The sequence below is a fragment of the Roseomonas genomospecies 6 genome (assembly GCF_008365375.1).
GTDB lineage: Bacteria > Pseudomonadota > Alphaproteobacteria > Azospirillales > Azospirillaceae > Azospirillum.
The window spans coordinates 56,328-69,909 of the sequence record NZ_QOKW01000030.1; the positions used below are offsets into that span (position 1 = coordinate 56,328).

Annotated in this window: 11 protein-coding genes; 6 read left to right on the forward strand and 5 right to left on the reverse strand. The window is 68.2% G+C overall.

Annotated elements, in window-relative coordinates; translation table 11 throughout:
* The first annotated feature begins 13 nt into the window (after positions 1–13).
* Complete coding sequence (locus DS843_RS26120; RefSeq protein ID WP_286192333.1) at positions 14–604, forward strand: 3'-5' exonuclease family protein; 591 nt, start codon at positions 14–16, stop codon at positions 602–604.
* Positions 605–623: 19 nt separating this feature from the next.
* Here DS843_RS26120 and DS843_RS26125 read toward each other — a convergent pair whose 3' ends face one another.
* Positions 624–2,285: a sensor histidine kinase gene (locus DS843_RS26125; protein WP_149471752.1), complete on the reverse strand. Its 1,662-nt coding sequence runs from the start codon at positions 2,283–2,285 to the stop codon at positions 624–626.
* Positions 2,286–2,463: 178 nt separating this feature from the next.
* Between DS843_RS26125 and mtnA the strand changes: the two genes are divergently transcribed.
* Positions 2,464–3,567, forward strand: coding sequence for an S-methyl-5-thioribose-1-phosphate isomerase (gene mtnA, locus DS843_RS26130; RefSeq protein WP_149471753.1), 1,104 nt, complete (start codon positions 2,464–2,466; stop codon positions 3,565–3,567).
* Between the two features lie 123 nt (positions 3,568–3,690).
* On the opposite strand, the gene DS843_RS26135 is transcribed toward mtnA, so the two are convergent.
* On the reverse strand, positions 3,691–4,314 hold the full coding sequence (locus tag DS843_RS26135; RefSeq protein WP_149471754.1) for a 3'-5' exonuclease: 624 nt from the start codon (positions 4,312–4,314) through the stop codon (positions 3,691–3,693).
* Positions 4,315–4,328: 14 nt separating this feature from the next.
* A complete protein-coding gene (locus DS843_RS26140; RefSeq protein WP_149471755.1) occupies positions 4,329–4,919 on the reverse strand; it encodes an NUDIX domain-containing protein in 591 nt (196 codons plus the stop codon).
* Positions 4,920–5,238: 319 nt separating this feature from the next.
* Here DS843_RS26140 and DS843_RS26145 point away from each other — a divergent pair, with 319 nt between their 5' ends.
* On the forward strand, positions 5,239–6,261 hold the full coding sequence (locus DS843_RS26145; protein WP_149471756.1) for a class I SAM-dependent methyltransferase: 1,023 nt from the start codon (positions 5,239–5,241) through the stop codon (positions 6,259–6,261).
* Positions 6,262–6,270: 9 nt separating this feature from the next.
* Here the strand turns inward: DS843_RS26145 and DS843_RS26150 are convergent, their stop codons facing one another.
* The gene (locus DS843_RS26150) at positions 6,271–7,635 is read right to left on the reverse strand and encodes an ABC transporter substrate-binding protein (RefSeq protein WP_149471757.1); all 1,365 of its coding nucleotides are present in this window, start codon (positions 7,633–7,635) and stop codon (positions 6,271–6,273) included.
* A gap of 232 nt (positions 7,636–7,867) precedes the next feature.
* Here DS843_RS26150 and acnA point away from each other — a divergent pair, with 232 nt between their 5' ends.
* The 3 genes from acnA to DS843_RS26165 all read left to right on the forward strand — a co-directional run bounded on the left by acnA (position 7,868) and on the right by DS843_RS26165 (position 11,464).
* Positions 7,868–10,558 (forward strand): aconitate hydratase AcnA, encoded by a 2,691-nt coding sequence (gene acnA / locus DS843_RS26155; RefSeq protein ID WP_149471758.1) that lies wholly within the window; start codon positions 7,868–7,870, stop codon positions 10,556–10,558.
* Between the two features lie 209 nt (positions 10,559–10,767).
* Positions 10,768–10,986: a hypothetical protein gene (locus DS843_RS26160; protein ID WP_149471759.1), complete on the forward strand. Its 219-nt coding sequence runs from the start codon at positions 10,768–10,770 to the stop codon at positions 10,984–10,986.
* Entirely contained in the window at positions 10,979–11,464 is a 486-nt protein-coding gene (locus DS843_RS26165) for a hypothetical protein (RefSeq protein ID WP_149471760.1), read from the forward strand. Before DS843_RS26160 ends, DS843_RS26165 begins: the two co-directional genes overlap by 8 nt.
* A gap of 9 nt (positions 11,465–11,473) precedes the next feature.
* On the opposite strand, the gene DS843_RS26170 is transcribed toward DS843_RS26165, so the two are convergent.
* Positions 11,474–13,378, reverse strand: a complete 1,905-nt coding sequence (locus tag DS843_RS26170) for an acyltransferase family protein (RefSeq protein ID WP_149471761.1) — start codon at positions 13,376–13,378, stop codon at positions 11,474–11,476.
* Positions 13,379–13,582: the final 204 nt, after the last annotated feature.

Genomic DNA, 13,582 nt, shown 5'->3' on the forward strand with positions numbered 1-13,582 from the left:
TAAAGGAGAGGGCATGCCGACCGAAACCATCGCCAGCGTGGTGGCCAGCGGGGTGGTGGCCGCCCCGGAGCCCGCCGCCGCATCCACCGGCCCCGTGGCCGAACATCCCGACCGCGCCCTTCTGCAGTCGGGGGAGGAGACGGGGGAGCGGGTGGCGATCCATTGCGAGGCCACCTCCTTCGATTCCGCCACGGCGGATCTGCGCTGCGTCGCCGCTCTGCGCATCCGCGGCGCCCGCATCCTGACCAGCCAGCGGCTGGTCCTCACCTTCTGGCCCACCGAACCGGCGGAGCCGGCGCTGTCCCGCCTGCTGGCCTTCATCGGCAACCGCCCTCTGGTCGGCTATTACCTGGACTTCACCGTGGCGATGCTGGACCGGCTGGTGCAGCCGATGGTGGGAATGACGCTGCCGAACCAGCGGATCGAGGTGTCGAGCCTCTATTATGGGCGCAAGGCGAAGGCGCTCGGCAAATACGCGGTCGATCTGCGCCTGGACAGCATCCTGCGCGAACTGGACCTTCCGCCCCGCACGGGGGAGGACGCCTACGCCAGCGCGCTCGCCTCCGCCATGGTCTATCTGCGGCTGGAACCGCCCCGTCCCTGAGGCGCCCTTACGCGGCCCCTCAGGCGGCCTTCGTCTGCTCCTTGGCCAGGGTCGGCACCGACACGATGAAGCGGGTTCCCGGTCCGCCGTCCGGCCCGCGTTCGGTGGTAACGGCCGCCCCGGCCTGCTGGGCCAGCGCCCGGACCAGCACCAGACCCAGCCCGTTCCGGGGCTTCTGAGGGCCGGGCTCGTCGGGCGGCAGCCCGATGCCGTCGTCGCGCACCGTCATCCGCATGCCCTCCGCCCCGTCCGGCAGCAGGTCCACCGTCACCGTGCCGGGATGGCCGGGGGGGAAGGCGTGGAGAAGCGCGTTGGACACCAGCTCGCTCGCGATGAGGGCCAGCGGGGTGGCCTGATCCACGTCCAGGCTCCAGGGCTGGGGCGCGCTCACCGTCAGCCGCGCCCCGGTGGGGTTGGTGGAGCGGACCAGACCGTCGCAGAGCTGGCGCAGATAATCGGCGAAATCGACGCGCGCCGGCTGGTCGGAGCGGTAGAGAAGTTCCTGCATCAGGCTCATGCACTGGATGCGGCGCAGGCTCTCGTCGAAGGCGCGGCGGGCCGGCTCGTCGATCCGGGCGGCCTGAAGGCGCAACAGGCTGCAGATGACCTGAAGGTTGTTCTTCACCCGGTGCTGCACCTCCTTCAGCAGGATTTCCTTGTCGGTCACCGCCGCTTCGAGCTGGGCGTTGGTCTGTTCCAGCTCCGCCGTGCGCTGGTGCACCCGTTCCTCCAGCGTGTCGTAGGCGTGCTGGAGCGCGTTTTCGGCCTGCCGCTCCCGCCGCGTGCGCTGAAGGGCCAGCCCGCCGATCACCGACACCGCGGCCAGCGCCGCCAGCGCGTAGGAGATGTAGGTCCAGAGCTGCCGGTGCCAGCGCTCCATGACGCTGCTGACGGGGATGGACACCTCGGCGGTCAGGGGAAGGCTGTCCACACGGCGCAGGGCCGAGATCTGCGGCTCCCCGGCGGCCTCCGCCGCCGCGCTGTCGGTGGCATCCGGCCCCTGCGTCTCGTGCAGCAGGATCGTGCCGTCCGCCCGCCGCAGGCTGATGGAGCGCGCGTAGTCGAAATCGAAGCTCTTGTAGATGTCGCGGATGTAGCGCGGAGAGACGGCGACCAGGGCCAGGCCGCGGAACTGCCCCGCTGCGGCGGGCAGGGGGCGGGTCAGCAGGATCAGGGGTTCCTGGCTGTAACGGCTGCTGTCCAGCGCGGAGATGTGGAGGCTGGCGGCGCCGTCCCGCTGGGCCTGGAAGTAATCGCGGTCGGCGACGTTCATCGTCGGGGTGGGGAAGCGGCGCGTCGTCAGCACGGTATCGCCCCGGGCGTCGACCAGCGTCACCGCGACGATGTAAGGCGTGCCGCGCGCCAGCACCGCCAGCCGTTCCCAGGCCGCCCGGTCGTCGGGCAGGGCGGCGTCCGCCGGACCGGCGAGCTGGACCGCCTGCTTCAGGATCAGGTCGCTGGTCTCCACCAGCCGGGCCGCGTGCTCCGCCACCAGAAGACTGGCGTTGCCGGCGGTGTCCTTGGCATGCTCGACGGCCGCCGCCCGGTCCCGCCATGCGAAGCTGGCCGACAGACCCAGCGTCAGCAGGAGCGCCACCGCGCAGACCATCAGGACCAGCGCCGAGCCCGGCATCCGGTAGAGCAGAGGGGAACCTTTGGATCGAAGGGCGCGCAGCGGCATGGGGCTATTGCGTAGGATGGCGGCGTGGGGCATGGAAGGTGGTGGCTTTCGCGGCTGACCAACACTTTCTTGCGGGGGCCTGTTCCCTGGGTACGCCCGTTGAACCGCGCCGCGCCACCCCCTATTGTCGCGCCGGGCCGAAAGGCCGACGCAGCATCGAGCGCGGGGAGTAGGGCGTATGAAGATCGACGGCAAGGCCTATCGCACCATCTGGCTGGCGCAGGACGGCTGGACTGTGGAAATCATCGACCAGACGAAGATGCCGCACGATTTCGCCGTCGCGCGGCTGACCGGCCTGGAGGAGGCCGCCCACGCCATCCGCGCCATGCTGGTGCGCGGCGCTCCGCTGATCGGGGCGACCGCCGCCTACGGCGTGGCGCTGGCCATGCGGGCCGACCCGTCCGACGCCGCTCTGGAAACCGCTTGCGTGCGGCTGCTCGCCACCCGCCCGACCGCGGTCAACCTGCGCTGGGCGCTGGACCGGATGCGCGCCCGTCTGGCGCCGCTTCCCCCCGCCGCCCGTGCGGAGGCCGCCTATGCCGAGGCCGCCGCGGTCTGCGACGAGGACGTCGCCATCAACCGCGCCATCGGCGAGCATGGCGCCGCCCTGATCCGCGAGGCCGCCCGCCGCAAGGCTCCGGGCGAGCCGGTGAATGTGCTGACCCACTGCAACGCCGGCTGGCTCGCCACCGTGGATTGGGGCACCGCGCTCGCCCCGGTCTATGTCGCCTTCGAGGAGGGCATCCGCCTGCATGTCTGGGTGGACGAGACGCGCCCGCGCAACCAGGGCGCCAGCCTGACCGCCTGGGAACTGAACCGCCACGGCGTGCCCCACACGGTGGTGGTGGACAACACCGGCGGCCACCTGATGCAGCATGGTCTGGTGGACCTCTGCATCGTCGGCACCGACCGCACCACGGCGACCGGCGACGTCTGCAACAAGATCGGCACCTACCTGAAGGCTTTGGCGGCCAAGGACAACGGCGTGCCCTTCTACGTCGCGCTGCCCTCCCCGACCATCGACTGGGGGATGGCGGACGGCGTGAAGGAAATTCCCATCGAGGAGCGCGACGCCCGCGAGGTGACCGAACTGACCGGCATCACCGCCGACGGGCGGATCGAGACCGTCCGCGTCACCCCCGCCGGCAGCCCCGCGGTGAATTACGGCTTCGACGTGACCCCAGCCCGTCTGGTGACCGGTCTGGTGACCGAGCGCGGGGTGTGCCCGGCGACCCGCGAGGGGTTGGCGGGGTTGTTTCCGGAGCGGGCTGGTGGGGTGTGAACCACTTGCCCCCTCCCTGACCCTCCCCCGCTGACGCAGGGGAGGGGATGATGTTTGCAGGGGGATAACTCCCTCTCCTGCGAAGCCGTGGGAAGGGTGGGGGCGCCGCGCCCGAACGCCCCCTCACACCACCGGCATCAGCCGCCGCCGCCGGGGAGGCGGGTTGCCGCCCTTGCAGGGGCTGTAGCCGTCCGGCGCCAACCGGCCCAGCGTGATCCCGGTCGCGGCGGCGATGTCGGACAGCCGCTCCACCCCCAGCACGCGGGTCGCGGCCAGGGCGATGCGCCCGCAGGCTTCGGCGTCGCTGCCGGCGCGGTGGTGGTCCAGCGCGATCCCCAGATGGTCGGCCAGATAATTGAGCTTGTGCGCCGCCAGTTGCGGCCACGCCTTGCGCGCCAGCACCACGGTGCAGAGGTAGCTGCAGGCCGGCCAGACCAGCCCGTAGTCATCGAGCGTATGGCGAAGCACGCTGATGTCGAAGGAGGCGTTGTGGGCCAGCACCATCCGCCCCTCCAGCCGGCGGCCGAAGCGGCGCCAGACCTCCGGAAACTCCGGCGCCCCGGCCACGTCTTCGGCCCGCAGGCCGTGGACGGCGGTGTTGAAGGGGTTGAAGCGCATCTCCCGCGGGCGGATCAGATGCTCCTCCGTCTCCACCACGCGCCCGTCCTCGATCCAGGCGACGCCGATGGAGCAGGCGCTGGTCCGCGATTCGTTGGCGGTTTCGAAGTCTATGGCGACGGCCTGCATGATCGCTTCGTCCCTCAGCCCAGGATGAGGCGGGTGACGTCGTCCGGCAGCTCGCCGTCCAGGGCCATCAGGCGGACCTTCAGAAGGCTTGCCACCGCGATGGCGTCGGTGATCTCCCCGCGCTTGACCATGGCGTAGGCCTCCGCGAAGGGGACGTGGCGCAGTTGCAGGACCTCCGTCTCCTCGGGCTCCGCCGCTCCCTGCTCGATCCCCCAGGCGAGATAGCAGTGGGCGGTCTCGTCGGTGATGCTGTTGGACAGGTGCATGGTCAGGATCGGCAGCCAGTGGCGGGCCGTCTGGCCGGTCTCCTCCAGAAGCTCACGCTTGGCCGACTCCACCGGTTCCACGCCCTTCTTTCCGCCGCCTTCCGGGATCTCCCAACTGTACTGCTGCAGGGGGAAGCGGTACTGGCCGACCAGCGTGATGCGGCCCTGGTCGTCGATGGGCACCACCCCGGTCGCCAGATTCTGGGCGTGCATGACGCCGTAGATGCCGGGATTGCCCAGGGGGGTCAGCACGTCGTGCTCCACCACCCGCATCCATGGATTTTCGTAGATCGGCTTGGTCGTCAGAACGGTCCAGGGATTGCCGGTCTTGTGCGGCACGCCGAAGCTCCTTGCGGGATGGGACGGGTTGCGGGGTCGCTGGGGCGGAACTATAGGGATTGCGGACCTGTGCTGCAATGCGGCGCGCCGTGCCGGTCCGTGCCGCGCACCGGCAATGGCCCTGGCTGCGGCGGGTGCTGCGGAAATATTTCACAGTTTGATAAAATTTTCGCGACAGTTACCGCAAGTCCTGTTCGACTGTTCGTGCCGGTTACTTGACTCCCGGACTGTTGGGGCCTACCTCTATATTGTGTGGTATCAGCGGATGCCGCCGGTGGCCGTCCTCCATGGGGCAGCAATTTTGGAAACGCAGCGCCGGATGCGGCACAATTTGCAGGATAGGGAGCGCTGGCGCAACCCCGACTGGCGGGCGAAGTTCGTCGCCTGGTGGGAAGGCTATGACCTTGCCGCCCTGTCCCGGCTGGCCCGTTCGGCCCCGGCCTCCCGGCTGCCCCTGCGCGGCCCGGTGGAGGCGCTGGGGTCCGCCGCGCCGGCCGCCGCCGCTCCGCCGCCGGAGGCCCCGCGGACCGATCCCGATCTGGAACGGCTGGAGAATCTGCAACTGGACCGCCAGGGGGAGCCGGTCTGGTCGGTCGCCCGCACCGAAGGGGCGCAGATGCTGTGGGGCGAGGATTGCGTCGGCCCAGGCGACCCGCAATGGATGGTCGAATCCGTCCGGTCCTTCGGCTTGAACCCGGCCAAGAGCGTGCTGGACCTGTCGGCGGGGCTGGGCGGGCCGGCGCGCGGCATCGTCGACAGTTACGACACCTGGGTGACCGGGCTGGAGATGTCGCCCCTGCTGGCCAAGCTGGGGATGGAGCGGTCCAAGGCGCTGGGCGTATCGAAGAAGGCGCCCATTGGCCATTTCGACCCCGAGCATTTCAACCAGGCGGGCTCCTTCGACCTCGTGCTGGCCGACCGGGTGATGCACCGGGTGCGCGACAAGGAGAACTTCCTCGACCGCATCTGCGACTGCGTGAAGCCGAAGGGCGGCGTTCTACTGTTCGACTATGTGATCGAGGGCACCCCATCCTCCTGGGAAAGCTGGAACGGCTGGCGCGACGCCGAACCGCTGGAGGTCTATCCCTGGTCCGGCACCCGTATGGCCGACGAGCTGACCCAGCGCAACCTGGACCTCCGCATCAGCGAGGACCTGACGCAGTTTCACCGCCGGCAGGCCGTGGACCGCGTGCGCCGCCTGGGCGAGGCGCTGAAGACCGCCGTCCCCGAACCCCGCGTGCTGAAGGCGCTGGCCCGCGAGTTGTCCCTGTGGTGGGCGCGCCTGCGCGTGCTGGGCAGCGGGCTGCGCTTCTGCCGTTATGTGGCGATGCGCCCGGCGTAGGTGCCCGGCCTAGCCTTTCTCATCGCAGGCGCGCGGCGCGATCTTGCGGTCCGCCGCGAAGCGCCGGGCGGACTCCACCACCAGCTTGCGGATCAGGGTGCGGCGCGGCTCGATGGGGCCGGACACGTCCAGCCAGCGCACCCCGTCCCATTGCTGCACATGCAGCGGCATCATGCCCTCATGGTCGGCGCAGGTGATGCGCAGGGGCTGCATGAAGCCGTCCAGCCCCAGCTCGGCCAGCCGCTCGGCGGTCAGGTCCAGATGGTCGAAGCCCCAGGCCACCTGCGCCCCGGTCAGGGGCTTGCGCCCGTGCCGGACCTGCGCCGTGCGGATGGCCTCCACCAGAACGGCGGCGTTGAAGACCCCGCGGTTGTACAGCACCGTGCCGATCTGGCCGGGATCGCCGGACCCCAACCCGCGGGCGTGGACCTCCTCCCGGATGGCGCGGATGACCGGCAGGTCCGCCCCGGCGGCGTGGAAGGCCACCGCCTTGTAGCCCAGAGCCGCGGCGCCCACCGGCCTCACGTCCAGCTCCGACCCGGCCCACCAGACCCCGATCATGCGGTCGGCGGGAAAGCCGGCGGCGGCGGCCTCGCGCAGGGCGGTGGAGTTCTGCACGCCCCAGCCCCACAGGATCACGTAATCGGGGCGGTAATGGCGGGCGATCTGCGTCCAGACGGTGCGCTGGTCCAGCCCCGGCGGGGCGACGGGAAAGCTGCGCATCTCGAAGCCGAGCAGTCCGCGCAGAGCCTCCAGCATGGGCAGCGGCTCCTTGCCGAAGGCGCTGTCGTGGTAGACATAGGCGATCTTCCGTCCGCGCAGCCGCTCCGGCCCGCCCAGCTCCGTCGCCCCCAGTTCCTTGGCGATGTGGCTGACGGCGGCGTCGACGCCCGTCCAATAGCTGGCCGGCGCGTTGACCGCGTAGGGGAAGACCCGCCCGTCCGACACGTCCGCCCGTCCATAGCCGGAGGAGAAGACCGGGATGCGGTCGGCGGCCCCGCGCTCGATCAGGGCGTAGGTGATGCCGGTGGACAGCGGCAGGACGGCGGCGGCCCCGGTCGGCCCCTTGGCCTTCAGCCGCTCGTAGCACTCCACCCCGCGGTCGGTGTTGTAGCCGGTGTCGCACTCCTCCCAGACGATGGGCACCCCGCCGATTCCGCCGTCGCGCCGGTTGACCAGCGTCAGATAGTCGGCCACCCCGTCGGCCAGCGGGATGCCGTAGGGCGCGTAGGGACCGCTGCGGTAGACGAGGTGCGGGAAGAACTGCGCCCCCTGCGGCGAATCCGGGGCGGCCTCGGCCGGTGCGCAGGACAGCGCCACCACCAGGGCCGCAGCCAGAGCCGCACCCGCCAGGGCTGAGGCGCGCCATGCCATTCCGTTTCCTCCCCCGTCGTACGCCGGGCCGTTCCGCCCGTTCGCGCGATTTTAGTACGGACCGGCCCCTTTTCGCACGAATAGAGCGTGGCCCCTACCTCTCCGGTGCCTTCGCTCTTTAAATGGGGCCCTTTGAAGGGGCCCGGCACCGGCACTAAATCAGGCGGTTGAGACATGCGGAAACGTTGGCCGCCGCCCGGCCAATCCGCCAATAACGCGAAGGAGGGGTACCGTGACGACGTTCACCGGTCAGGATTCGCTGAAAACCCGCCGTTCCCTGTCCGCCGGGGGCAAGAGCTACGATTACTTCAGCATCAAGGCCGCGGAGGACGCCGGTCTGGGCGACCTCTCCCGGCTGCCCTATTCGATGAAGGTGCTGCTGGAAAATCTTCTGCGCTTCGAGGACGGGCGCACCGTGTCCACCGACGACGTGAAGGCGGTGGCCCAGTGGCTCAAGGACAAGCGGTCCGACCGTGAAATCGCCTACCGCCCGGCGCGCGTGCTGATGCAGGACTTCACCGGCGTGCCGGCGGTCTGCGATCTGGCGGCGATGCGCGAGGCGATGGCGGCGCTGGGCGGCGATCCCAAGAAGATCAACCCGCTTGTGCCGGTGGATCTGGTCATCGACCACTCGGTGATGGTCGATTACTTCGGCAACCCTTCCGCCTTCGAGAAGAACGTGGAGCTGGAGTTCGAACGCAACCTGGAACGCTACGCCTTCCTGCGCTGGGGCCAGAAGGCCTTCGACAATTTCCGCGTCGTGCCGCCGGGGACCGGCATCTGCCATCAGGTGAACGTCGAGTATCTGGCCCAGGGCGTGTGGACCGACACCGACCCGGCGGGCAAGCTGGTCGCCTATCCCGACACGCTGGTCGGCACCGACAGCCACACCACCATGGTGAACGGGCTGGGCGTGCTCGGCTGGGGCGTCGGCGGCATCGAGGCGGAGGCGGCCATGCTGGGCCAGCCCATCTCCATGCTGATCCCCGAGGTCGTCGGCTTCAAGCTGACCGGGCGGCTGAAGGAGGGCACGACGGCGACCGACCTCGTGCTGACCGTCACCCAGATGCTGCGCAAGAAGGGCGTGGTCGGCAAGTTCGTGGAGTTCTACGGGCCGGGGCTGGATCACCTGACCCTGGCCGACCGCGCGACCATCGGCAACATGGCCCCGGAATACGGCGCGACCTGCGGCATCTTCCCGATCGACGCGGAGACCATCAAGTACCTGACCTTCACGGGCCGCGACGCCGACCGCGTGGCGCTGGTGGAGGCCTACGCCCGCGCCCAGGGCATGTGGCGCGAGACCGGCACGCCGGACCCCGTCTTCTCCGACACGCTGGAACTGGACATGACGACGGTCGAACCGTCGCTGGCCGGCCCGAAGCGCCCGCAGGACCGCGTGCCGCTGTCCCAGGCGGCGCAGAGCTTCGGCAGCGATCTGGTCGGCACCTTCAAGGCGGAGGACGCCGACCGCTCCGTCCCCGTGCAGGGTTGCGGCTACAACCTCGACCAGGGGGCGGTGGTGATCGCCGCCATCACCTCCTGCACCAACACCTCCAACCCCGCGGTTCTGGTGGCCGCCGGCCTGCTCGCCCGCAAGGCGGTGGAGAAGGGGCTGAAGTCCAAGCCCTGGGTGAAGACCTCGCTGGCTCCGGGGTCGCAGGTGGTCACCGACTATCTGGCCAAGGCCGGGCTCCAGCCCTATCTGGACCAGCTCGGCTTCAACATCGTCGGCTACGGCTGCACCACCTGCATCGGCAACAGCGGCCCGCTGCCCGACCCCATCGCCGCGGCGGTGGAGGAGGGCAACCTCGTGGTCGCCGCCGTGCTGTCGGGCAACCGCAACTTCGAAGGCCGGGTGAACCCGCACACGCGGGCGAACTATCTGGCCTCTCCGCCGCTGTGCGTCGCCTACGCGCTGGCCGGCACCATGAAGATCGACCTGACGAAGGACCCCATCGGCACCGGCCATGACGGCCAACCCGTCTACCTGAAGGACGTCTGGCCGACCAACCAGGAGGTCCAGGACGCCATCAACGCCTCCCTGTCGGCGGACATGTTCCGCAGCCGCTACGGCAACGTGTTCGAGGGGCCGGAGCAGTGGCGCGGCATCCAAACCGCCGAGGGCCAGACCTACGAGTGGCAGGCGGGCAGCACCTACGTGAAGCTGCCGCCCTTCTTCGCCGACATGCCGAAGACCCCCGACGCGGTGAGCGACGTGCGGGGCGCCCGCGCGCTGGCCGTTCTGGGCGACAGCATCACCACCGACCACATCTCCCCCGCCGGTTCCATCAAGAAGACCAGCCCCGCCGGCGAGTATCTGCTGAGCCATCAGGTGCGTCCGCAGGACTTCAACTCCTACGGGGCGCGGCGCGGCAATCACGAGGTGATGATGCGCGGCACCTTCGCCAACATCCGCATCCGCAACGAGATGCTGCCGGGCGTGGAAGGCGGCGAGACGCGGCACTATCCCTCGGGCGAGCGGTTGCCGATCTACACCGCGGCGATGCGCTACGCCCAGGAGGGCGTGCCGCTGGTGGTCATCGCCGGCAAGGAGTACGGCACCGGCTCCAGCCGCGACTGGGCGGCCAAGGGCACCAAGCTGCTGGGCATCCGCGCCGTGATCGCCGAGAGCTTCGAGCGCATCCACCGCTCCAACCTCGTCGGGATGGGCATCCTGCCGCTCCAGTTCAAGGATGGGCTGACCCGCAACGATCTGGCGCTGGATGGCACGGAGACCTTCGACATCGCCGGCATCGAGCAGGATCTGCGCCCGCGCAAGGACGTGACGATGACCATCACCCGCGCCGACGGCCAGACTCGTCCGGTGCCGCTGCTGCTGCGCATCGATACGGTGGACGAGGTGGAGTATTACCGGAACGGCGGCGTGCTGAACTTCGTTCTGCGGAATCTTGCGGGGTGAGGCCGGTAGAACGTTCGAAGACTTACGATGTCTGGATTTTTCCCTGAATCTTGATCCAGACTCGAAAAAGGAGTATCAGAGTCGTGTGCGGTCGGGGATGCGTCCCCGGCCGCGTCGATTCTGGGGAGCAATCCCTTTCGCAACCCGGCCAAAAGCATGGCGTTCCTGCCAATGCCGCGGCGACGGACAACATGGGTTGGTTCCGCAAGATGCCGAATCTCGAACATGTGATGAACGATCCGGAGGCGCTCCGGGAATCCGTGGAGCGCATGATGGCCCATCAGGGCAGCCGTGGCGAAGTCCGCATCAATCATGGCATCCGGACGGCGCAGGAGTTGGAGGATTGGGTGCGCCAGTCCTCGCCTACGCCCGAGAACATCGATGCCTACCGCCGTCTGCTGGGGCTGGATTCGGACGCCAATGTCTGACATCGCTTTACCGGAGTTTCCCTTCACCGATGAACTCCGGCGAAGGATTTTCACCGAGTATGTGACGTTTCTCAGCGATGCGTGCCGTGTGTTCGGCATGCCGCTCAAGCATCTGGAATACAGCAACCAGGAACTTGGTCTGGCCGTTGCCGAAGCGGAAATCGATCTGCGCGCCATGCTGGCCCGCCGGTCGAAGACGCATGGCATCACCCCCGGCAAGATTGCCGGAGTCCTGGCGTTCCGGCTGAGCCGGTTCAAGATCGTGCATTTCAATGCGGAGGGTTGGGACAATCCCAATCTGCACCTGATCCAGGAAATGGCCGCGGTGTTCCTGGTGAAGCGTCTGTTCGTAAGGGGTGCGATCCCGGAAATCAGCGTGCTCGAACTCAGCTATCAGCTTTCCCGGCGGCATGCCAATCAGGAGACGGCGGGGCTGTTCTTCAATGCTTTCGCGAAAGACGCGCAGCACGCCGCCTGAAGCCGGGCCTCACCCCCCATAGGACCAGTCGGGCACCTGCGTACGCAGAAGCTGCTGGATGCTATGCACGATGAGCGTGCTGCCCCGCGCCGAGAAATGGCCCTGGTCCAGGAAGTAGAAGCCCTGGTCGTCCCTGATCCGGCAGAGCGGAAGGTCCTTGCAGGGGTCGGGGTCGCAGAAATAGTCGGAAGTATCGACGAACTGCGCGCCCTGCGTCGCGGTGATGAGCGGCAGATCGGCGGTTGGACCGGTGATGGAATAAGCCCGCTCCGACTTCATGAAATAGGTGTGGTCGTAGGGATTGCGGAACCGGAACACCGGGCTCTGCCCCAGCACGACGATGCGGATGCCCCGGTTCAGCAGGGACTCCACGGTCTTCCGCAACTGGCCGAAATCCAGGGCGTTCGTGTCCATGTACCATTCCCACCGCGCCGCCATGATGACGATGCGGATGCCGTTCCGGTCGATGATCTCATCGACGTGGCTGTTGAAGTCCTGGCAGTTGGGGCGGGTGTTGACGTCCAGGTCCTTGATGGGTGGGCAACCGGACGCGGTGTACTGGACGATGTCGAAGGGCAAGGTGTCGGCAACGCTCTGAAGACCCGGCACGTAATGGGCCGCGAAGGAATCCCCCCAGAGCAGGGCCGTGGGCATCCCATCCTTCAGGGGGCCGATCCGGCACTTGTCGGGACCCGGCCACGCGCCGGATGGCTGGTCGGTTTCGAGGAAGCAGGTGTGTTCCTTGTAGAGTTCACGCCCGGAGATTTCCTGCGGAGCGTAGTCGGTGAAGCGCTGCGGCAGCCCGTTGGACAGATGGCCGAGCAGCCCGACCCCCGCCAGCCCGGCCATGGCCCAGCCGGTCCGGGCGAAGACCGTGGCCGGCTGGCGGCCCGATTCGCCTCTGGGCTTGCGAAAGGGAACTTCGATGAACCGCCAGGACAGCACGGAAACCGCGGTGATCGCGACAAGGAGAACCAGCGTCTCGCGGGTGGACAGGTCCCGCCCCTTGTGGAACCGCGCGAAGACCATCAACGGCCAATGCCAGATGTACATCGAGTAGGAGATCAGACCGATGAAGACGACGGGGCGCAGCGTCAGAACCGCGCCGACCGCCGTGGGGCCGGTCCGCCCCGCATGGATCACCAGCGCCGCTCCCAGGCAGGGCAGCAGCGCCGCATAGCCCGGAAAGGCCGTGGCTTCCGTCAAGGCGAACACGCTGACCAGGATCAGGGCCACGCCAAGGGCGGACGCCAGTTCCCTTCCCGCACGGCCGCGGATGTCCGGAACGGCGCCGAAGGCCAGAAGCGCGCCGAGCACCAGCTCCCACAGGCGGGGCGGCAGCAGGTAGAAGGCCGCCGTCGGGTGATCGCGCACCAGGAACACCCCCAGGGCGAAGGACGCCGCCGCCGCGGCGAGCAGAACGGCGATCCACACGGAACGCCCGCGATGGAGAAGAGCCAGAAGGAGCAGCGGAAAGACGATGTAGAACTGCTGCTCCACCCCCAGCGACCAGGTGTGGAGAAGCGGGTTCATCTCCGCCGCGTTCTCGAAATATCCGGATTTCAGGTAATAGACGATGTTGGACGAGAACAGGGCGGTCGCCGCGAGATTTTGGGAAAAGCTCTTCAACTCCTGCGGAGACAGCAGGGTCAGAGACAGAGCCGCCGTGACCGCCAGCGCCGCGAACAGGGCCGGAAGGATGCGGCGGATGCGGCGGACGTAGAAGGTCGCGAGGGAAAACGTGCCACGCCGCGCATCGCTTAAGATGATGGAGCCGATGAGATAGCCGGAAATCACGAAGAACACATCGACGCCGATGTATCCGCCGCTGAACAGGGAGAACTTCGCGTGGAACAGCAAGACCACGAGGATCGATACCGCGCGAAGGCCATCGATGTCGGGACGGTACGTCATGGGGACCGTGAGGCTTGAGTGGGGCGGGAACGCGGATCGGTTCCCCGGGTCCGGTTCTGCGGCGGGAAGCGAGCGGAAAGAGTTTGGAAATGCCCGGCTATGGAAGGCGAAGCGATGCGCCGGTCATTCGCGAGTCCAGTCCGAAGGAAAGGCTTCGCGTCATGGTCGTGAGGTCGCTGTGATTATCGCGCAAGGTGCCTTGAT